General features: G+C 68.7%; 14 protein-coding genes. 6 read left to right on the top strand and 8 right to left on the bottom strand.

The window, feature by feature from the left end:
• Positions 1–132: 132 nt before the first annotated feature.
• The 3 genes from HWX07_RS09550 (at position 133) to dld (ending at position 5,913) form a co-directional block, all read left to right on the top strand.
• Entirely contained in the window at positions 133–2,694 is a 2,562-nt protein-coding gene (locus HWX07_RS09550; protein ID WP_175876127.1) for a winged helix-turn-helix domain-containing protein, read from the top strand.
• A 179-nt stretch (positions 2,695–2,873) separates the two neighbouring features.
• Positions 2,874–3,863, top strand: coding sequence for an alpha/beta hydrolase fold domain-containing protein (locus HWX07_RS09545; RefSeq protein ID WP_175876126.1), 990 nt, complete (start codon positions 2,874–2,876; stop codon positions 3,861–3,863).
• 307 nt (positions 3,864–4,170) lie between these two features.
• Positions 4,171–5,913, top strand: coding sequence for a D-lactate dehydrogenase (dld, locus tag HWX07_RS09540; RefSeq protein WP_175876125.1), 1,743 nt, complete (start codon positions 4,171–4,173; stop codon positions 5,911–5,913).
• Positions 5,914–5,943: 30 nt separating this feature from the next.
• Here dld and HWX07_RS09535 read toward each other — a convergent pair whose 3' ends face one another.
• A complete protein-coding gene (locus tag HWX07_RS09535) occupies positions 5,944–6,864 on the bottom strand; it encodes an AraC family transcriptional regulator (RefSeq protein WP_175876124.1) in 921 nt (306 codons plus the stop codon).
• Positions 6,865–7,262: 398 nt separating this feature from the next.
• Here HWX07_RS09535 and HWX07_RS09530 point away from each other — a divergent pair, with 398 nt between their 5' ends.
• The 3 genes from HWX07_RS09530 to HWX07_RS09520 all read left to right on the top strand — a co-directional run bounded on the left by HWX07_RS09530 (position 7,263) and on the right by HWX07_RS09520 (position 13,001).
• On the top strand, positions 7,263–10,202 hold the full coding sequence (locus HWX07_RS09530) for a winged helix-turn-helix domain-containing protein (RefSeq protein WP_175876123.1): 2,940 nt from the start codon (positions 7,263–7,265) through the stop codon (positions 10,200–10,202).
• Between the two features lie 144 nt (positions 10,203–10,346).
• Positions 10,347–12,245, top strand: coding sequence for an amidohydrolase (locus HWX07_RS09525; protein ID WP_175876122.1), 1,899 nt, complete (start codon positions 10,347–10,349; stop codon positions 12,243–12,245).
• Between the two features lie 81 nt (positions 12,246–12,326).
• Positions 12,327–13,001: a phosphohydrolase gene (locus tag HWX07_RS09520; RefSeq protein ID WP_175876121.1), complete on the top strand. Its 675-nt coding sequence runs from the start codon at positions 12,327–12,329 to the stop codon at positions 12,999–13,001.
• Positions 13,002–13,097: 96 nt separating this feature from the next.
• Here the strand turns inward: HWX07_RS09520 and HWX07_RS09515 are convergent, their stop codons facing one another.
• The 7 genes from HWX07_RS09515 to HWX07_RS09485 all read right to left on the bottom strand — a co-directional run bounded on the left by HWX07_RS09515 (position 13,098) and on the right by HWX07_RS09485 (position 21,368).
• Positions 13,098–14,210 carry an alkene reductase gene (locus tag HWX07_RS09515; RefSeq protein WP_175876120.1) on the bottom strand — a complete coding sequence of 371 codons (1,113 nt, stop codon included), beginning with the start codon at positions 14,208–14,210 and terminating at the stop codon, positions 13,098–13,100.
• Between the two features lie 77 nt (positions 14,211–14,287).
• Positions 14,288–15,505: an MFS transporter gene (locus HWX07_RS09510; RefSeq protein ID WP_175876119.1), complete on the bottom strand. Its 1,218-nt coding sequence runs from the start codon at positions 15,503–15,505 to the stop codon at positions 14,288–14,290.
• Positions 15,506–15,685: 180 nt separating this feature from the next.
• Positions 15,686–16,603 (bottom strand): LysR family transcriptional regulator, encoded by a 918-nt coding sequence (locus tag HWX07_RS09505; RefSeq protein WP_006481367.1) that lies wholly within the window; start codon positions 16,601–16,603, stop codon positions 15,686–15,688.
• 104 nt (positions 16,604–16,707) lie between these two features.
• Entirely contained in the window at positions 16,708–18,969 is a 2,262-nt protein-coding gene (locus tag HWX07_RS09500) for a molybdopterin cofactor-binding domain-containing protein (RefSeq protein WP_175876118.1), read from the bottom strand.
• The gene (locus HWX07_RS09495) at positions 18,969–19,469 is read right to left on the bottom strand and encodes a (2Fe-2S)-binding protein (protein WP_006498476.1); all 501 of its coding nucleotides are present in this window, start codon (positions 19,467–19,469) and stop codon (positions 18,969–18,971) included. Before HWX07_RS09495 ends, HWX07_RS09500 begins: the two co-directional genes overlap by 1 nt.
• Positions 19,466–20,746 (bottom strand): cytochrome c, encoded by a 1,281-nt coding sequence (locus HWX07_RS09490; RefSeq protein WP_175876117.1) that lies wholly within the window; start codon positions 20,744–20,746, stop codon positions 19,466–19,468. Before HWX07_RS09490 ends, HWX07_RS09495 begins: the two co-directional genes overlap by 4 nt.
• 349 nt (positions 20,747–21,095) lie before the next feature.
• Positions 21,096–21,368 (bottom strand): UBP-type zinc finger domain-containing protein, encoded by a 273-nt coding sequence (locus tag HWX07_RS09485; RefSeq protein WP_175876116.1) that lies wholly within the window; start codon positions 21,366–21,368, stop codon positions 21,096–21,098.
• Positions 21,369–21,465: the final 97 nt, after the last annotated feature.

Raw genomic sequence — 21,465 nt, 5'->3', positions numbered from 1 at the left:
CAAAGCGGGTTTTTTTAAGATCTTTTAAGGGCGCGTACTGCGCTTTTGAGCAATGATTGGCTGTTGTTGCGTCAATGTGCGCGCCGAGTGCACCGTATTGGCCGACCCTCAACCCGCGCGATGACGCTCTCGATGACCGCTCCTTACAGCCTCGCGTTCGGCCCTTTCACGCTGCAATTCCCGCAACGAATCCTGCTCAAGGACGGTACGCCGCTGAAAATCGGTAGCCGCGCGCTCGATATTCTCGTCGTACTTGTCGAGCAGGCGGGCGCGCTGGTGTCGACGCGCAATCTGTGCGACAGCGTCTGGGTGGACAACGTCGTCGAGGAAGGCGCGCTGCGCGTGCATCTGTCGGCGCTGCGCAAGGTGCTCGGTGACGGACCGGACGGTGCGCGTTACATCGTCAATGAACCCGGACGCGGCTATCGTTTCGCGGCGCCCGTTACCCGTGCCGAAACAGTGGACCCTGCCGCAGCACGGCCTCCGATGCACGCGGCCCAGCCTTCGACCGGGTCCGAAAGCGGGTCACGCGGTCTCCCGGTCACGCTCGCTCGCGTGATAGGCCGTGAGGATGTCATCGCAGGGCTGACCGACCACCTGCCCGAGCGACGCTTGCTCACCATCGCCGGCCCGGGAGGCATGGGCAAGACGACCGTCGCCGTCGCTGTCGCGCATCGCTTCGCACAGCGCACCGGCATGCGCGCCGTGTTCGTCAATTTCGCGCCGGTTTCCGCGGCCGCGAGCGCGGCCAGCACGATCGCGTCGGCGCTCGGCGTTGCCGTCTCCAGCGGCGATCCGGTACCCGACCTTATCCAGGCGCTTGGGGCGTCGCCGGTGCTGCTGGTGCTGGATAACTGCGAGCATCTGATCGATGCCGTTGCCGTGCTCGCCGAGCAACTGCTGCAAGGCGCGTCCGGCGTGCATCTGCTGGTCACGAGCCGCGAGCCGCTGCGCGCGGAAGGCGAATCCGTCCATCGCCTCGCCGCATTGCCGTCGCCCGGCACGGACGCAGGCGTGAGCCTCGACGACGCCATGCAGTTCCCGGCGATCGCGCTGTTTCACGATCGGGCGCGCGCCGCCAATGACCGGTTTGCGTTGAGCGACGCGAATCTGGGGCCCGTTATCGATATTTGCCGACGGCTCGACGGTATCCCGCTCGCGATCGAGTTTGCGGCGGCGCGCGTCGGCTTGATGGACGTGCATTCGATTGCAGCGCGGCTCGACGACCGCTTCGCGCTGCTCACGCAGGGCCGCCGCACGGCGCTTCCGCGCCAGCAGACGCTGCGCGCAACGCTCGACTGGAGCTATGAGTTGCTTCGGCCGGAGGAGCGCCAGGTGCTGCGCCGCCTCTCGGTCATGCGGGCCGCCTTCGGCATGGATGCCGCCGCGGCTGTCGCGGCCGGTGGCGACGTGGATGACCTCGCCGCCTTCGACGCCGTCACCGGCCTGATCGCCAAGTCGCTGATCGCCTGCGCAATCGACGATTCGGGCCATCCGTATCGTCTGCTCGACACGACGCGCCATTACGCGGCCATGCGACTTGAAGAGGCGGGTGAGCGCGACGACGCGCGCCGCCGCCATGCGTCGTACTGCCGTGCGATCTTTGCCGACCCCGTGGCGGCGTGGGAAGGCAAGGCGCCGCGTCAGTGGCTCGCGATTCACAGCCAGCGAATCGACGACGTGCGAGCCGCGTTCGATTGGGCGGCCGGCCGGGATGGCGAAGCGAAGCTCGCGATCGACCTGCTGATCGCGACGGCGCCGCTGTGGTTCCATCTTTCGCTTCCTCACGAGTTCCTCGGGATGGCCGAGCGCGCGATCGCCGCGGCGGAAAACTCGGAGCTGGCGGGCGCGGAGCAACATATCGAGCTGCTTGCCGCGTACGGTCACGCGCTGTGGCACACGCGTGGGCCGACGGCGGAGATGGCGAACGCGTTCGACGCCGCACGGGCCGCCGCGCAGCGCCTCGGCGACGACCGGCTCGCATTGCGCATGCTGTGGGGCGTGTGGGCGCATCGGACGCTCGCGGGCGAGTACACGGAAAGCCTCGAACATGCGCGTGCGTTTCGCGCTGCCGCCGCACGGACGGGCGATTTTTCGGCGACGCAAACCGGCGACCGGATGTGCGCGCTGTCGCATCACTTCCTCGGGGACCACGATATCGCGCGCGCATTGATCGAAGCGGTGATGGCTCGCGACAAGGACCCGGTACGCGCGACGCACGCGAATCACGCGCAGGTCGACGCGCATATCGCTGCGATTGCCATTCTGATGCGCATTCTGTGGCTGCAGGGCGATACCGACGCGGCAATGGCGCTCGCGCGCGACTGCGCGTCGGAGGCGCTCGCGATCGATCACGATCTGACCGTCTGTTATGGGCTCGCGATCGGCTCGATCGCCGTCGCGACATGGGAAGGCGAAGGGGCGCTCGCGCGCGAATGGACCGCGCGGCTTCGCGAGCGCACGCGCCGGCGCGGCCTCGCGTATTGGGACAAATGGGGCGAGGGCTTCGAGGCCATCCACGAAGGGAGGCCTGTCACGCCGGCAGGCGCAACCCCGATGCAACTCGAAGTGTTCGCGCGCGCTGGCGATGCAGGGAGCGCGAACGCATTGATCGAAGCAGGACGGGCGGACACCCCGTCGTGGTTACGGGTGCATTTGCAGGAGGCCGCGGCCATGCGCGGTGTGCGGACATGAAGCGACGGCAAATCGGCTCGACGCGCGCGTCAGTCGCCGGAACGCCTTGCTGGACACGGGCTTAACGCCTCTTAGCAACGCTTAACTGTCGCTCGTGCGGGAATCCGATGAAAATTTGTTCCGTCGACGGCCAACGGTGCCGGATCGACAAGCAAGCCTCACTCATCGGAAACTGCCCCATGAACGATTTCACGTCTGCCCGTCTGCCCGAAGACGCCGCACCGGGCCTGATCAGATCCGCGGACTCGTATCCGGTCCTCGATGCGGCAACGCAATCGTTCGTCGACCATGCCACCGAGGCAGGGGTTCCGGCAGAGCGTCTGCGCGAATGGGCAAACGGCGATGCGACCGACGCGATATACGCCGAAGAAATCGCGCTGAAAGCTGGCGCCGCGGCCCCGGGCTTCACGATACGGATCGTACGACCGCGGCAGGCGGCGCCGACTCCGCTGCCCGCCGTGCTCTTCCTGCCGGACGGCGCGAGCCTCGCGGGTCGCCAAAGCGACGACCGGCTCGCGCGCAGGATTGCCACCGACGCCGAGGCGGCCGTCGTGATGGTCGATTACACGTCCGCGCCCGCTGCGTGCTTTCAGACCCAAAACGAGCAGGCGTTGACCGCGCTCGTCCATCTGCACGAGCACGCACGGGCATTGAATCTCGACGCAGGCGCCCTTGTCGTCGCCGGCGAAGGCACGGGCGGTCATCTCGCCGCCACCCTCGCGCTGCTCGTCAAGGCGCGCCGCGGTCCCCGTATCGCGCTTCAGATCATGCTGTGTCCGACGCTTTCCACAAGCACGGCGAGCGCCTCGGCAGCGAGATACGCCGACGATCCCGGCTTGACCGCGCACACCGGGCGCATGCACGCACGGACGCGCTTTCCGTCCGAAAACCTCGGCGAAATGATCGCGACGCCGCTAAACGCGAATTACACGGATCTCGAAGACCTGCCTCCCGCGCTGATCGTCACAGCGGAAAACGATGCCGCACGCGACGACGGCGAAGCCTACGCCCGCAAGCTGATGCTCGCCGGGGTTCGCGTCAGCGCGGTTCGCTGCCTCGGCACGATTCACGCTTTCACGGTGCTCGATGGCCTCGCCGACACGCCGCCCACCGAGGCGGCATTGCGATTGGCATGCGGCACGATCCGCGCGACGCTACGCGGACCCTGAATAGGGGGATCGATCGATATGTCAGTCGAGTGCATTGACGAACGCCGAAGCTCGACCTTCCCATCCGTTCAGGAAATCGAGCGGCAGCGCGTTTCCGTCATAACGATTAAGTTGTCGTCGGTGGGGAGGCGTCCTCTAATTTAGGCGTGACCGACCCGACGAGGACCGGCTGCATCTTGCCGGGCTGAAGGATCTGTACAGCGGCGAAATTGTCGGTTCCGAATCAGATCGCTGCTTAGCCCGTTGGCCTCCACGAATTCCGCCCGACGTCAACTGGATGGCCCATCCTAGAACCAGGAGCGATTGAGTGTCCACAACTCTCGAATTTCCAGCCGCAGCCACCCTAGGCAAGCGCACCGACCCTACCCAACTTCTTTCGAAACTCGAATCCGTCGTTGGGAAGCAATACGTGCTGACGACCGACGGCGACACCCGCCGCTATCGCACCGGTTTTCGCTTTGGCGCCGGGAAGGTTCTCGCAGTCGTACGACCTGCTTCCCTCGTTGAGCAGTGGCGCGTCTTGAAGGCATGCGTCGAAGCCAACGTTATCGTTCTGTCCCAAGCATCCAATACGGGTCTTACCGGTGGCTCAACCCCTGACGGCAACGACTATGATCGCGATATCGTCATCGTGAGCATGACGCGGATCGACAAAATCTACTTGGTCGACGGTGGAAAGCAGGTCGTTTGCTTGCCTGGTGCAACCTTGTACGAGCTCGAAAACCTGCTTCTTCCGTTGGGAAGAGAGCCGCACTCCGTCATCGGCTCGAGTTGTATCGGCGCCTCGGTATTCGGTGGCGTCTGCAATAACTCGGGCGGCGCACTCGTGCAACGTGGTCCTGCATACACACAAATGTCGGTTTATGCGCGCGTCGATGCGGACGGAAATCTCAACCTTGTCAACCACCTCGGCATCGCACTGGATGGCGACGAGGAGCAACTCCTCAAGAAACTGGACGATGGCACCTTCACCGACGCGGACGTCAGTCATGATGCAGGGTTCGGCCATGATCACAAATACGTCTCGCACGTACGCGAAATCGACGAGCCTACGCCTGCCCGATTCAATGCCGATCCTTCCCGGCTCTACGAGTCGTCGGGCTCGGCGGGAAAGGTGATGGTGTTTGCCCTGCGGCTCGATACCTTCCCGGTGGAGAAAGGCGCGAAGGTCTTCTATATCGGCACGAACAGCGCCGACGAACTGAGCGAAATCCGCAGGCGTGTCCTGGCCGACTTCGAGCACATGCCGATCTCCGGAGAGTATCTCCACCGGGACGCATTTGCCGTCGCCGAGAAGTATGGCAAGGATACGTTCCTGATGATTCACTATCTTGGCACGGCGTTCCTGCCGAAGCTCTTTGCCATCAAAGCCAGGTGCGACGCGTTCTTCGATCGAATCCCGTTCCTGCCGTCACACCTGTCGGATCGGGTCATGCAGGGGCTCGGCAGGCTCTTCCCGAGTCACCTCCCTGCGCGTATCAAGGATTATCACCGTCAGTATGAGCACCACCTTCTTCTGAAGGTCTCGGCCGCCGGCGCCGCCGAGGCGAGGTCATTCCTGGAGAAGTTCTTTTCCGACGGAGACGGTGGTTTCTTCGAATGTACCGACGACGAAGGCGACAAGGCGTTCTTGCATCGATTCGCGGCAGCCGGCGCAGCCAACCGGTATCGCGCGGTCCACACGCGAGAGGTCGAGAACATTCTGGCGCTGGACATCGCGTTGCCTCGGAATTGCAAGACGTGGTTTGAAACGCTCCCGGACGACATCCAGAGCCCGCTCATCCTCAAGCTCTACTACGGCCACTTCTTGTGCCATGTGTTTCATCAGGACTACATCGTCAAGAAGGGGGTCGACCCGATGTCGATCGAGCACAAGATGTGGAAGATCCTCGACAGCCGTGGGGCCGAATACCCGGCGGAGCACAACGTGGGTCATCTCTACTTCGCCAAACCCGCGTTGAAGCAGCATTACATGGACCTGGATCCGTGCAATTGCTTCAATCCCGGCATCGGACATACATCCAAATTCGCGAACTACCGGGAAGGCTGATCGATAGGAGCGGCGCCAGGCCGATATGCTTCAGTGCGACCGGGTGCGCCGCCACACGCCGGGCGGATAGCCGACGATCCTCGCGAATACGCGGTTCAGATGGCTCTGGTCCGAGAAGCCGCACGCGACCGCGATGTCGGCCAGCGTCATGTCGGACGTCTCGATCAGCTCGCGCGCGCGCATCACGCGCTGTTCGAGCAGCCACTGGTGCGGCGTGCGGCCGGTGGTGCGCGAGAACGCGCGGATGAAATAACCGCGCGACAGGTCGCATTCGTTCGCCACTTCCTCGATCGACACGCCGACGTCCGCCTTTTCCATCAACAGCTCCTGCGCGCGCGCCACCTTCGCGGCAGACAGCACGCCCTTGCGTTCGAGTTCGCGCGTGCGCGCGTTGCCGTAGCGGCGCACGAGATGCGTGCCCATCGCGAGCCCGACCTGTTCGATGAACAGCGCATTCAGCGGGCCGCCTGCGTCGAGGCTGTCGGCCACCGCGTGCGCGAGATGCCCGAGCACCGGATCGCGGACGTCGGGGCGGCACGCGAGGCCGCCGATCGATTGGCCGCCGTGCTCGGGGCCGACGCGTTCGAGATACGCATGCGGCAGCTCGACCAGCACGAAGTCGAAGTTGCCGTACAGATCCGCGTGGAAAGGGCGGGAAAAATCGCGAATGTAGATCGAGTGATGCTCGAACCGGCGTTCGCTCGCGCCGGCGCGCCCGTAGAGCGTGCGGCGGTGGCCGCCGTTCAGCGACACGCCGACCAGGAAGCCGCGGTCGCACGCGGGCATCTCGATGCGTTCGACGTGCGCTTCGCGCATGCATTTGCGGTGGAGCTTCAGGCCGCCGGATGTCGTCTCGACATCCTTCGCCAGCAGGCTCGATACGCAGCCGAGCGTGTCTTTCGGCCGCCGCGAAGGCGCTGCCACCGGCGCGGCGATGACGGTGTCTGACATGGAATTCCCCAGCGAGGGACTCGGAGAGTGAAATGACGAGTCCAGTTTAGATGCGCACGCGAACGTTCAAAATGAATTTGCATAAACGTCCGCTCGTCATCCTGACAAATTGCTTTCAATGCGTGTGCGCGGTGAGTGCGTCCCCCCGCGCAAGGCTTGCGCGCGCGGCCCGGCAGAGTATAGCGCCCCACTTTTACACGCAAGTGATCGTGCCGATCGCGTCCGCGCGAAATGCGCGGGCAGCGCATTTTCCTTCAAGATTTTCACGGCATGCCCGTCTACACTCGGTCCGGAATTCGACATTTTCGTCCGGTGCAAGGGTGCGCCGGACATGGACTTCCTGCCGGGTGAACTGCCGCGTTCATTCGGCAGCCATCCCGAGGAACCCGGAGGCGGCCATGATCCAGATCGGAACTTTGTCGGTGGACTTCGAGCAACGCGACATTCGCCGCCACGGCGCGTCGCTGCGCATCGGCGCGCGCGCGCTCGACATTCTCGAAGTCCTGCACCGCGCGAGCGGTTCGGTCGTGTCGAAAGACGACATCATGGATGCGGTCTGGCCGGGCCTGATCGTCGAGGAAAACCGGCTTCAGGTGCATGTGGCCACGCTGCGCAAGGCGCTCGGCGCGAGCCGCGATCTGATCAAGACGGTGCCCGGGCGCGGCTACCTGCTGGTCGCGAGCGCGTCGCCCGGCCCGGATCTCGCGGCCGAGGCGGAAGCCGAAGCCGAAGCGCCGGCCGTCGCCGTACCGCAGGCCGGCGCGGCGCTGCCGGATGCCTTCGCGTCGTCGCCGCTCCCGCCGCTCGTCGGGCGCGACGCCGAAATCGTGCAGATCGTCGACATGCTCGAACGCACGCCGGTCGTCACGCTCGTCGGCGCGGGCGGCATCGGCAAGACGAGTCTGGCGGTGCGCGTCGCGCACGGCGTGCGCAGCCGCGCGCACGAGCGCGTGCTGTTCGTGGAACTGGCGCGCGCGTCGACGCGCGACGACATGCTGATCGCGCTCGCCGCCGAGCTCGGCCTCGATACGCCCGGCGTGCCCGCCATCGACCGCATCGGCGACGCGTTCGCGACGTCGCGCTGCCTGCTGGTGCTCGACAACGCGGAGCACATCGTCGATCTGGTGGCGAGCCTCGTCGAAACGCTGACGTCGAGCGCCGGCTCGCTGCGCGTGCTCGTGACGAGCCGCGAGCCGCTGCACATCTCGGCCGAAGCGGTGCTGCGCATGAGCCCGCTCGCGGTGCCGGACGGCAACGCGTCCGCAGCGGAAATCGTCCGTTGTTCGGCCGTCGAGCTGTTCCTGGAACGCGTGCGCGCGGCCGCGCCGGACTGCGCGGTCGACGAAGCCGGCATGCGGCTGATCGGCGACATCTGCCGGCGCCTCGACGGGCTGCCGCTCGCGATCGAACTGGCCGCGGCGCGCGTGGCGACGCTCGGGCTCGCGGTCGTCGCGTCGCGTCTCGACGACCGGCTGAACCTGCTGACGGGCGGGCTGCGCTCGGCGCTGCCGCGTCATCAGACGCTGCGCGCGACGTTCGACTGGAGCTACGTGCTGCTCGACCGGGCCGCGCGCGCGCTGTTTCGCCGGATGGGGTGCTTCATCGGGCCGTTTTCGTTCGATGCCGCGCGCGCGGTCGCGACCGAGCCCGGCACCTCGGCCGCGGACATGATCGCGGTGCTCGGCGAGCTGGTGGCGAAATCGCTGGTGACCGTCGAGTTCGATGGCGCGTATGCGCGCTACCGGCTGACCGAATCGACGCGCGCGTACGCGCTGGAAAAACTGCGCAACGAAGGCGAGTTCGAGCGCATCGTCGCACGCCATGCGGAGTACGAGCGCGAGCGGGCGCCCGCGCGTCTCGCGGCGCCTTCCGTGACGCTCGCCGCCGTGCCGTCCGTGGACGAAGCGACTGAAGAACCGATTGAAGAACCGACGGACGCCGCCGAAGCCGCAGGCATGCTCGAGCCCGACCGGCTGGCGCGCGCGCTGCTGGAGCCGTCGCGGATGCGCGCGTGCACGGCGCGTGCGCGCCAGGTACTCGACGGGCTGGACACGGACGCCACGGGCCCGGTCGACGTCGCGCGCGAGATGCGGCTGCGGGCGGCCTGCGCGTCGGCGCTGCTGCATACCGACGGCGACGCACTGGCCGCCGCCGCGATGTGGCACCGCACGCTCGGTCTCGCCGCGCACATCGGCGACGATGCATTCGACGCGCGCGCGCTGGTCGGGCTGTGGAACACGATGCTGACGCTGTCGGACATTCACGAATCGCTGCGCTACGCGACGCGCTTCGAGCGGGCGGCCGAGCGGCGCGGCGACCGCTCGCAGCGGTTGCTGGCGAACACGATGGTCGCGACGTCGCTGCATTACTTCGGCGAGCATGCGCAGGCGCGCGAGCGGCTGGAAGCGGCGACGGCCGAGCTGACCGACGCGGGCGAACCGCCGTGCGCGCAGGCCGCGCTGGGCGTCGACATCGCGACGCTCGGGCGCACGATGCTGATCCGTCTTTTGTGGATGCAGGGCGAGCCCGAGCACGCGATGCGCGTCGCCGCGCATGCGGTCGAGCATGCGCGCCGCGACCCGTCGCCACTCGCACTGTGCGTCGTGCTCGGCGCGGCCGCCGTGCCGATCGCGCTGCGCTACGGCGATCACGACATCACCTCCGACTATCTCGCGACGCTGCGCGCGACCGCCGACGCGCACGGTTTCGACATCTGGCGCAGTCACGCCGAATGCCTGACCGGCCAGTTCGACATCCAGGCCGGCCATCCCGGCGCCGGCCTCGCCCGGCTCGAACCCGCGCTGCGGCGCGTCGAGGCGAGCGGCTTCCGGCGCGTGCTCGCGCCGTTGACCGTCGCATACGCGGAGGGCCTCGTGCGGACCGGCCGCGCGGACGAAGCGTGCACCCGGCTCGACGCGACGCTCGCACGCTGCCGCGCGCACGGCGAGCACCTGTTCGTCCCCGAACTGCTGCGCGTGAGAGGCGTCGCGATGCTGGAACAGGCGCGCATCGTCGGCGCGGATCTCGCCACGGCGTACGAGGCCGACGGGCATCGCCATCTGCAGATGGCGATCCAGACCGCGAACGCGCAGGGCGCCGCGATGTGGGCGCTGCGCGGCTCGCTCGATCTCGCCGATCACCTGATCGAGCGCGGGCACACCGCGCAGGCGTCGGCGCTGGTCGCCGGGGTCGCTCGGCACTTCGATCCGGACTCGCGCGCCCACGACGTGCGCCGCTTGCTGCGCGTGCAGAACTTCGTCCGTCCGGACGCGCCGCTCGCGCCGAGCCTGACGCGCGCGCGACGCGATGCCGCCGACGCGGCGCAGCAGGCGGCATGACGATGCGCGAATCGGGTACGGCCGCGCGGCCGCGCGATCGCAGCATGCATGCCGATGCGTGCGGTACGGCCGCTTTCCCGCGTTCGACGAGCAGCAGGGCGGCCCGCGCCGCGTCGCGCGCAGGCGCGCACGGGGGGCCCGAAGGTGCTTAGAGCGACGGAACCCGCGCGTTCGGCGGACCTCGTCGTGTTCAACGGCAAGATCGCGACCCAGGACGAACAACGCTCGTTCGTCCGTGCGCTCGCCGTGAAGGACGGGACCATCGTCGCGACCGGCGACGATCGCGACGTGCTGCGCCATGCGCGCGACGACACCGCCTGTATCGATCTGAACGGCCGTACCGTGATTCCGGGCCTGATCGACGCGCACCTGCAGGCGATCCGCGGCGGCATGAACTTCAACCTCGAGGTGCGCTGGGACGGCGTGCCGTCGCTGGCCGATGCGCTGGAGCTGCTGGGCCGGCAGGTACGACGCACGCCCGCGCCGCACTGGGCGCGCGTGGCGGGCGGCTGGACCGCGCTGCAGTTCGCGGAAAAGCGCGGCCCGACGACGGCCGAGCTCAACGCGATCGCGCCCGACACGCCGGTATTCGTCCAGCATCTGGCCGACAGTGCGTGGCTGAATGCGGCCGCGCTGCGTGCGCTCGGCTACGGTCGCGACACGCCCGATCCGCCCGGCGGCGAACTGCGGCGCGACCTCCATGGGCAGCCGACCGGGCTGCTGCTCGCGCGTCCGGACCCGGCGGTGCTGGGCGCGGCGCTCGCACGCGCGCCGAGGCTCGATGCGGCCGACCGGGTCAACTCGACGCGGCAGTTCATGCGCGCGCTGAACCGCGTCGGCGTGACGAGCGCGATCGACGCCGGCGGCGACGGCCTCGCGTATCCGGACGACTATGCGGCGGTCGCGACGCTCGCGCGGCGCGGCGAATTGACGACGCGCATCGCCTACGCGTTGGGCGCGCGGCACGCCGGCCGGGAGCTCGACGACTTCGCGAAATGGATCGCGCTGACCGCGCCCGGCGACGGCGACGCGTTCCTGCGCGCGAACGGCGCGGGCGAGCGATTGCTGTTCTCGGCGGTCGATCTGGGGAATTTCCTCGAACCGCGCGTCGCGCTGCCCGCGTCCGTCGAGGTCGAACTGGCGGCCATCGTCCGGCTGCTCGTGCATCATCGCTGGCCGTTCCGGCTGCAGGCGACCTACGACGAATCGATCGGCCGCTTCCTCGACGTGTTCGAAGCGGTGGACCGCGACACGCCGTTCGACGGGCTGCGCTGGTGCTTCGACCGCTGCGAGACGATTTCGGACGCCAATATCGCGCGGGTCGCGGCGCTGGGCGGCGGCATCACCGTGCAGCCGCGCATGGCGTTCCAGGGCGAAGCCTTCATCGCGCGCCATGGTGCGGCGGCGGCCACGCGCGCGCCGCCGATCCGCGCGATGCTCGCGGCCGGGCTGCCGGTCGGCGCGGGGTCCGGCGCGATGGGCGCGGCGAGCTACAACCCGTTCGTCGCGCTGTACTGGATGGTGTCGGGGCGCAGCGTGGGCGGCACCGCGCTGTACCCGGCGCGCAACCGGCTCGGCCGGATGGAGGCGCTGCGCCGCTACACGGTCGGCAGCGCGTGGTTCTCCGCGGACGAACATCGCAAGGGCGCGCTGGTGCCCGGCCGGTACGCCGATTTCGCGGTGCTGAGCGACGATTACTTCACGATCGATGTGCGGCGCATCCCGACGCTGTCGTCGGTGCTGACGGTCGTCGACGGCAAGATCGTGCACGCGGAACAGGAATTCTCGCCGCTTGCGCCGCCGCCGCCGCCCGTCAGCCCCGCGTGGTCGCCGGTCGCCGCGGGCGTCGGCGCCGGCGCGGCGGGCGCCGACGCGCGTGCCCGGCCGCACGGAGCGGCGGCGAGCGACGCGTGCGCGGTTTCCGGCAGCGACGCATGCCGTGCGCGCGGTCACGGACGCCGCTTCGCGCGGCCGCGCTACCCGACGGCGAGTGCGGCCGCCGAGCGCTGCGGGGCCTTCGGCCGCGGCTGTATCGCGTTTTGAGCGGCGCGTGCCGCGCGGCGCCGGGCGCCGCCATGCATTGAACGATTTTCCGCCCCGTGCGCGGGGCATGAAGGAGACAGGATGAATGCTGCGCACCCGCGCGCATCGGCCGGCAATGACGAAGTGGCCGGCGTGCGCATTCCGCGCACCGCCGTTGCGCTCGAGGCGGCCGACGCGGTTCGCGCGTCGTTGCCCGCCGCGCTCGCCGATCATGCGGCGCGCGTGTTCGTGTTCGCGTCGCTCGCCGCACGGCGCGCAGGCGACGCGTGCGACGCCGACGCGCTGTACGTCGCCGCGATGTACGCGAACATGGGGCTGAGCCCGGCGTATTGCCGTTCGACCGAACGCTACGAGCTCGACGGGGCGGATGCCGCGCGCGCGCTGCTGATCCGGCATCGCCGTCCGCAGCGCATGCGCGACGACGTGTGGCATGCGATCGCGCTGCATACGACGCCGGGTGTCGCCGTCCGCGCGTCGCCGCTGGCTTGCGCACTGGCGTGCGCGATGTCGACGGACCTGATGGCGACCGACTTCGACGCCTATACCGCCGACGAGCGTGCGGCGCTGCTCGCGGCTTATCCGCGCGGCAGCGGTTTTCGCGAAACATTTCTCGCCACGCTCGCGCGCGGCGTCGAGCACCGGCCGCTGTCGACGTTCGGCACGTGGAGTGCCGACGCGCTCGAACGGGCGGATCCCGACTTTCATCGACCGAACTTCTGCGGACGCGTGCTCGGCGCGCGCTGGCACGACGCGTGACGGCGCCGGCCCGCTGATCGACAACCCGCCGCACGACAGGCGCCTCGTCGCGACGCGGCGTCCGGCATGCCGGGCCGCGCGCGCTGAATGGACTGGTCAGGCGGGCGATTGCGCCGCGTCGTGCCGCGCGTAGTCGACGTAGCCGGCGCGTTCGCCGCCGTACCAGCCGATGGACTTCGGCTCCGCGAGCGGTGCGCGGGCCGCGATGCGCTCGACGAGATCCGGGTTCGCGATATACGCGCGCGCAAACGCGACGAGATCGGCGTCGCCCGCGTCGATCAGCGCGCTCGCCGCCTCCGGTGAAATGCCGCCGTTGACGATCAGCGTGCCGTGGAACGACCGGCGCGCGTGCTCGACGATGCGAGGCAGATCGGGTTCGCCGCTCCAGCCGTTGGTGTCGGCCGCGTGCAGATAGGCGACGCCCGCCGCGTCGAGCATCCGGCCGACGTATGCGAGCGTCGCGTCCGGATCGGCGTCGCGCACGTTGTTGTATTTCGCGTACGGCGAGATCCGCACGCCGACGCGGCTCAGCGGCATCACGCCGCCGACCGCGTCGACGATGTCCTCGAGAAAGCGCGCGCGGTTCGCCACCGATCCGCCGTAGCGATCGTCGCGGCGATTCAGCGTCGACGACAGGAACTGGTGCGGCAGGTAGCCGTTGGCCGCATGAATCTCGACGCCGTCGAAGCCCGCGGCCATCGCGCGTGCCGCGGCCTGCCGGAATTCGTCGACGGTCGCGACGACTTCATCGGTCGTCATCGCGCGCGACGGCGTCGCATGAATCTTCGTGTAGTAGCCATTCTGCAGCTGCGCCCAGACCTGCAACTGTTCGAGGTCGTCGTTCACGCCGGACGGCGACAGCGGCGCGGCGCCGCCGAGCAGCGTCAGCGAGCTGACGCGCCCGCCATGCCACAGCTGCGCGAAGATGCGCCCGCCGTTCGCATGGACGGCATCGGTGACGATTTTCCAGGCGGCGGCCTGCGCATCGTCGACCAGCCCCGGCGTCAGCTCGAATGCCGCGGAGGCCGGGCTGACGTTGGTGGCTTCGGTCACGATCAGGCCGGCCGACGCGCGCTGCGCGTAGTACTCGGCCATCAGTTCGGTGGGCAGCCCGCGCGACGGCGCACGCGAGCGCGTCATCGGCCCCATCACGACGCGGTTCGGCAGCGCGAGGCCGCGCAGATCGTAAGCACTGAGCAGGGAAGACATGATGGACTCCTGTGGTTCGACGGGAGCGGGGCGGCGGCGCGCCCCGCGAACGGATCGGTTCGGCGTGCGACGGCGGGTCAACCCGCGGCGTGACGTTGTGCGTGCGGCCGCCCGACGAGCAGGTAGTGCGCGAGCGCGACGATCGGGAACGCGCCGGCCACCGCGGCGACGAGCGGCCAGCCGCCATGCGCGTACAGCGGGCTCGCGAGCGCGGAGCCGACGGCGCCGCCGACGAAGATGCTCGTCATGTACAGCGCGTTCAGCCGATTGCGGCTCGCCGCATGCAGCGCATAGATCTCGCGCTGGCCGAGCACCATGTTCATCTGCACCGCGAAGTCGAGCACGATGCCGGTGACGACGAGCCCGTACAGGCCGGTGCCGTGCACGAACCCGACCGCATACGCCAGCGCGCCGGCGACGAGCGCGATCAGCGTCGCGCGCACCGTATGGCCGGCATCCGCCAGGCGCCCGGCCACCGGCGCCGAGGTCGCGCCGATCGCGCCGACCAGCGCGAACAGGCCGATCGCCGATTGCGACAACCCGTAGTGACGCGTCAGCTCGACGGGCACGGCGGTCCAGAACAGGCTGAACGACGCGAACATCAGGCCCTGGTAAAGCGCGCGGTGACGCAATACCGGCATCGTGCGAACGAGGTGCAGCAGCGAGCCGATCAGTTCGAAATAGGTCGCGCGGTGATCGGGCTGGCGCGACGGAATCGTCAGCGCGAGCACGGCCGTGACGAGCGTCATCAGCACGGCCGCCGCCGCGAACACGAAGCGCCAGCCGAACGCGTCGGCCACGACGCTCGACAGCGGCCGCGCCAGCAGGATGCCGAGCAGCAGCCCGCTCATGATCGTGCCGACGACGCGGCCGCGCGAATGGTCCGGCGCGAGGTGCGCGGCGAGCGGCACGAGGATCTGCACGGCCACCGAGCTGAACCCGATCAGCAGCGAAATCGCGAGAAAGAGCCCGGGCGTGCGCACGAGCGCCGCCGCCGCGAGGCTCGCGATCGACACGACGGCCGTCACGATCATCAGCTTGCGGTTTTCGAGCAGGTCGCCGAGCGGCACGATGAAGAACAGCCCGAGCGCGTAGCCGATCTGCGTCAGCGACACGATCAGGCTCGCCGTGTTGCCGGACATGTGCAGGCCCGGCGCGATGAGCTCGGTGATCGGCTGCGCGTAGTACAGGTTCGCGACGATCGCGCCGCAGCTGAAGGCGAACAGCAGGATCAGCCCCTGCGTGAGCTTGACGCCGTGCGCGGGCGGCGCGAGCGGTGTTGAATCAGTTGACATGGTCGACTCCTGGAAAAGGGAAGGGCCGGGCACCGGAGCGTCGCACCGGCATGAAGCTCGCCTGGCCGCGATACGGTGCACCGCATTGCCGTCGATACTAGTGATCAACCGATAAAGCCGGAAGCGGGACGCCGCGCAATCGAGCGTTGCGCGGCACGCAAAGGTGGCGCGCCGGGCCGGTCAGCCGCGTTTGCCCTGCAGCGTCGGAATCTGCTCGAACAGGCCCGCGAGCCAGTCGACGAACACCTTCAGCTTGACCGGGATGTGGCGATTGGGCGGATACAGCACCGAGATCGGCCGGGCCGGCGCGTTGAAATCGGTCAGCACCTCGCGCAGCCGGCCCGATTTCAGGTACGGCTCGACGAGGTACAGCGACGTCTTGATCAGGCCGATGCCGGCGACGCCGCACTCGATGTAGTTGTCCGCGTCGTTGACGGCCACCGTGCCGCACATCTGCACGATGCGCGGCTCGCCGTCGACCACGTAATCCCACGGGCGCGGCCGCCCGGTGTCGGCCGAGATGTGACTGACCGCGACGTGCTGCGCGAGATCGTCGACGGTCTGCGGCTCGCCGCACCGCGCGAAATAGGCAGGCGAGCCGCACGTACAGGTGGTCAGGCTGCCGATCCGCTTCGCGATCATGCCCGAATCGTCGAGCGCTCCGATGCGCACCACGCAGTCGACCCCTTCGCCGACGAGGTCGATCTGCCGGTCGGTCACGCCGAGTTCGAGCATGATGTCCGGATGGGCGTCGAGAAACGCCGGCAGCGCGGGCACCACGACCTGCTTGGCCATCGCGGGCGGCAGGTTCACCTTGAGCCGGCCGCGCGGCACGTTGCGGGCCTGCGAGACCGATGCCTCCATGTCGTCGATCTCGCGCAGCACCGCGACGGAACGTTCGTAGTAGGCCTGACCGTCCTCGGTCAGCGAGATGCGCCGCGTGGTGCGGTTCAGCAGCCGGCAGCCGAGATGCTGCTCGAGTGCGCTCAGCAGCGCCGACACGCGCGGCGTGGTGAGGCCGGTCGTGTCGGAGGCGCGCGTGAAGCTGCCGGTTTCGACGATGCGCGTGAACACGCGCATCGAAAGCAAGGTATCCATCGTCGGAAGTTCTCCAGCCTGTCGGCATGCGGCGCCGGTGCGTGCCGGCGCCGTCTTGTCTCATGTCGGATATAGGGGGGCGCGTAGCGGGGGTGACCGACCCGCTATGCGTCGATGCGCTTTCTCAGCGCGTCGCCGGCGAACGGCATTTCGCGCATGCGCTGCCCGGTCGCGTCGAAGATCGCGTTGGCCAGCGCGCCGGCGGTCGGCCCCATCGACGCCTCGGCCGCGCCCAGAAACGGCGCGCCGGGGCGATTGACGAGGTGGACCTTCACGCTCTGCGGCACGGCCGAGAAGCGCAGGATCGGGTAGCTGCTCCAGTCGAAGCTGCGAATCCGTTCCGTGTCGTACTTCAGCGCCTCGTACAGCGTCCAGCTCGCGGCCTGCACGATGCCGCCCTCGATCTGGTTGCGGATGCCGTCCGGCGACACGATCTGGCCCGCGTCGACGGCGGCTTCCGCGTGTTCGAGCGTCACCTGGCCGGTTTCCGGCACGACCGATACCTCGACCGCGATCGCGACGTAGGCCATCAGGTTCTTGTACTTGCCGAACGCGAAGCCGACGCCGCGGTTGCGCGCGCGCGGCGGCCGCGGCCAGCCGAAGTGCTTCGCGGCGAGCTGGATCACCTGCCGCGCGCGATGGTCTTCCATGTGACGCAGCCGGAATTCGACCGGATCGACGCCGGCCGCGCGCGCGAGCTCGTCCATGAAGCTCTCGATCGCCCAGACGTTGGTGTGCGCGCCGAGCGAGCGCATCGCGGAAGTCTGCAGCGGCATCGTCGGCGAGAAGTTGTTGACGATGTGCTGGTTCGGCAGCGCGTACAGCGGAATCGCGTTGCGGTCGCCGCCGCCCTCCGGTTGCAGCATCGGTGTCGACGGCGCGGGCACGAACGGCGGCTCGAGCATGCGCGCGGGCAGCAGCCGGCCGGCGTTGACGATCCGCTCGTTGTGCGAGCTGCTCCACAACGCATAGTTCCAGTCGACGATGCGGCCGCCCGCATCGAGCGACGCGCTGACCTCGGTCACCATCGCGGGCGTGAAGTGATCCCACGTGTGTTCCTGTTCGCGCATCCATTGCACGCGAATCGGCTTGCCCGGCATCGCGGCGGCGATCAGCGCCGCGTGCGCCGCCGCGTCGTCCGCCGCGTTGTGGCCGTAGCAGCCGGAGCCTTCGGTGTGAATGCAGCGCACACTGGCCTTCGGCATCGACAGCATCTCCGCGAGCGCGTCGCGCAGCGGGTAGACGCCCTGCGAGTGGGTCCACACCGTCATCATTCCGTTCTCGAGATGCGCGACCGAACACGACGGCCCGATCGACCCGTGCAGCAGGTAGTTCTTCAGGAACGTCGCGTTCAGCGTCTTCACGGCCGGCGCGGTGGCCGCGTGCGTGTTCGCGATCTCGATGCGCTGCGTCGAGATCCGTTTCAGGTCCGCGTGCACGGTGCCGCGCTCGGGCAGCTTGCGGCCCGGCGACCAGCGGCAGCCGGCGGCGAGCGCGCGCTGCGCGACCACCGCCTGCCACTCGCCCTGCGCGACCACCGCGAGCATGCTGCCGTTGCGCACGACCCGCACGACGCCGGGCAGCTTCAGGATCGCGGCTTCGTCGAACGACAGCAGCGTCGCGTCGTACACCGGCGGCATCACGACGCGTGCGTGCAGCATGCCGGGCAGCTGCATGTCCTGCACGTAGCTGACGCCGCCCGTGACCTTGTTCGGGATGTCGACGCGCGGCAGCGACGTGCCGATCACGGCGAACGTCGCCGGGTTCTTCAGCGGCGACATGGGGGCCGCATTGCGATGCAGGTCGACCGTGCGGATCGCGTCGCCGTAGGTCATCGTGCGGCCGTCGGGCGCCTTGATCACCGCGTCGGCGGTCGTCAGCACGCCCGGATCGACGCCGAAGCGTTTCGCCGCGCCTTCCACCAGCAGCGCGCGCACCTGCGCGGTCGCGTTCAGCAGCGCGGAACCGCTGTCGGCCATCGTATGGCTGCCGGCGGTCAATCCTTCGTCCGGCGACGCACCGGTGTCGGCGGTCAGGAACGTGATCAGCGACGGCTTCATGTCGAGTTCCTCGGCGGCCACTTGCAGCAGCGCGGTGCGCACGCCGGTGCCGAGCTCGACCTTGCCGGTAAACACGGTGACCTTGCCGTCCGGCGCGATCTTGACCCACGCGTCGAGCAGCGGATTGGTCTTCAGGCTGCCGGCGAGCGCCTGGGTGGCCTTCGCCACGTGCACGGCCGCGCCTTCGTCAGCGATCACCAGTTGCGCGGCCGCGCGCGACGCGGGCGCGAGACTGAACGCGACGAACAGCGCGCCGGAGACGATGAAATGCCGGCGGCCTTCGTCGATGTCGTCGTGGGAATTCATTACAGCCCCTTGCTGATCGTGACGGGAGCGGAAGCGGGTTCGGGGGCCGGCAGCCCCGCGACCGAGCGCACCGCCGCGAGAATCCGCATGTGCGTGCCGCAGCGGCACAGGTTCGGTTCCATGTGCGTGCGCAGTTCCTGTTCTGTCGGCTTCGGATTGCGTTCGAGCAGCGCCTGCGCGCGCATGATCATCCCGGCGATGCAGTAGCCGCACTGCGCGGCCTGGTGCTCGATGAACGCGCGTTGCAGCGGGCCCGGATGCTCGGCGGTGCCGAGGCTTTCGATGGTGCGCACGCTGCGCGCGCCGACCGCGGCCACCGGCATCAGGCACGAGAAGGTCGGCTTGCCGTCGACGATCACGGTGCAGGCGCCGCATTGGCCGAGGCCGCAGCCGAACTTCGCGCCGTGCAGGTGCAGGTCGTTGCGCAGCGCGTACAGCAGCGGCGTGGACGGATCGATGTCCAGCGTGTGCCGCACGCCGTTGACGGTGAGGGTAATCATCGTGCGGTGTCCTCTTTTCTGAGCTTCGCGGCCATCGCGTCGACGCCCGGCCACGCGGGACGATCGGTATAGGTCTCGCGCACGTACGCGGCGAGATCGGCGATCTGCGCGTCATCGTACTGGTCGATGAACGACGGCATGTAGTTGAGCGTGTCCTCGCCGTGCCAGCCGATCCCGTTGAACATCATCTGGATTGCGTTGCGCGGCGTATCGGCGTTGACCGCCGTGCTGAACGAAAGCGTCGGCCGCTCGCCGATGGACTGCATCGGCGCGGCCGGCCCGTGGCACTGCGCGCACGACGCCTGGAACAGCGTCGCGCCGCGTTGCGCGGCCGGCGTCGTCGCGGCGCGTTCGACCGGATTCGTGGCCGCACGCGCGTTCGCCGGCTTCTGGACCGAAAGGATGTAAGTGGCGATCGCCTCGACGTCCTCCACCGGCACCGTCGAGAGGTCGCGCGTGACCGGCAGCATCGGCCCGGCCGCCGCGCCGTGCTCGCTCGCGCGGCCGGTGCGCAGGTAGGTGACGAGCTGCGCCTGCGTCCACGGCCGCGCGGCCTGGCCGAGCGCATTGAGCGGCGGCGCTTCCCAGCCGTCGACGATGCCGCCGTCGAACGCGCGGCCGCGCTGCTCGCCGCCGATCGCGTTCAGCGGCGAATGGCACGACGCGCAGTGGCCGAGCCCGTCGACGAGCATCCTGCCGCGGTTCCATTGCGCGGACTGCGCCGGGTCCGGCTGATACGCGCCTTCGCGCAGGAACAGCACGTTCCAGAACGCGACCAGCGGGCGGAAGTTCAGCGGAAAGATCAGGTCGTTGGCGGGCGCCGTCGCGTGTACCGGCTCGCGGGTCATCAGGTACGCATACGCGGCGGCGATGTCGTCGTCCGACATCCGCGTGAAATGAATGTACGGAAACGCCGGGTAGAGCGGCTGGCCGTTGCGTCCGATGCCGGTGCGCAGCGCCCGGGCGAACGCGTCGCGCGACCAGCGGCCGATCCCCGTTTCGGCGTCCGGCGTGATGTTGGTCGCATAGATCGTGCCGAACGGCGTCGCGAGCGGCAGCCCGCCCGCGAACGGCTTGCCGTCCTTCGCGGTGTGGCACACGATGCAGTCGCCGAGCGCGACGACGCGCGCGCCGGCGCGCACCAGTTGCGGATCGAACGAGGCGGGGGCGGGCGGATCGATCGGCGCGATCGACGGCCGCACCATGATGCCGATCGCGACCGCGAGGCCCGCGACCGCGATGCCGGCCGCGCCGAGCCAGAGTCGTTTGTGCTTCATGCGAGCTCCGGGCGACGCGGTGCGCCGCAAGTCATGCGAGGCGCGGCGACACCGGACGATGCGGGGCGGCCGTGCGGGGTCGTCCGATGCGGCCGCGAGCGTGTTGCCGAGCGGCGGTGATGGGCGGCGGGGATCAAGTTGTCACTCCAGCAGTCGATAACGGGCGCAAGCGCTGTCGTGCGCGGTAGCGCATGAATGCAGCGCATGAAGGCAGTCTACGCAGAGGCCGCCACCGTTGCCTGAAGCGGCGCTGAAACGTTCTGAACGGTGTCCGGCCCCGGATCGGCCGGGGTTCGGCGCCGACGACGGATGACGGGCGGGCTATGTCACGGCCGTCCCGCACGTCGCGTCATGACGGAACCTCGCCGGCGACGACTTCGTCCGCGTAGCACCAGATCCAGCGCTCGCCGGGCTCGATCGAGCGGACGAGCCGGTGGCCGGTGTCGTGGAAATGCCGGCTCGCGTGGCGATTCGGCGACGAGTCGCAGCAGCCGACGTGCCCGCAGATCAGGCACATCCGCAAATGCACCCACGGGCTGCCCGATTTGACGCATTCCTCGCAGTAGTCCTTGTCGGTGTCGAACACGCGTGCTTCGTCGAGATGCATACAGGCGTTGGCCATCTTGCGCTCCGATGCCGGCGCGGGAGCGACGCTTGCGGCGTGGCCGGCACGCGGCCGCAAGCGGGAGGGGTACGCGGCATTGTGCAGCGTCGCGTCG

Source organism: Burkholderia sp. BCC0097 (genome assembly GCF_902832985.1).
Taxonomy (GTDB): domain Bacteria; phylum Pseudomonadota; class Gammaproteobacteria; order Burkholderiales; family Burkholderiaceae; genus Burkholderia; species Burkholderia orbicola.
This window is presented reverse-complemented; position numbering and strand designations above follow the sequence as displayed.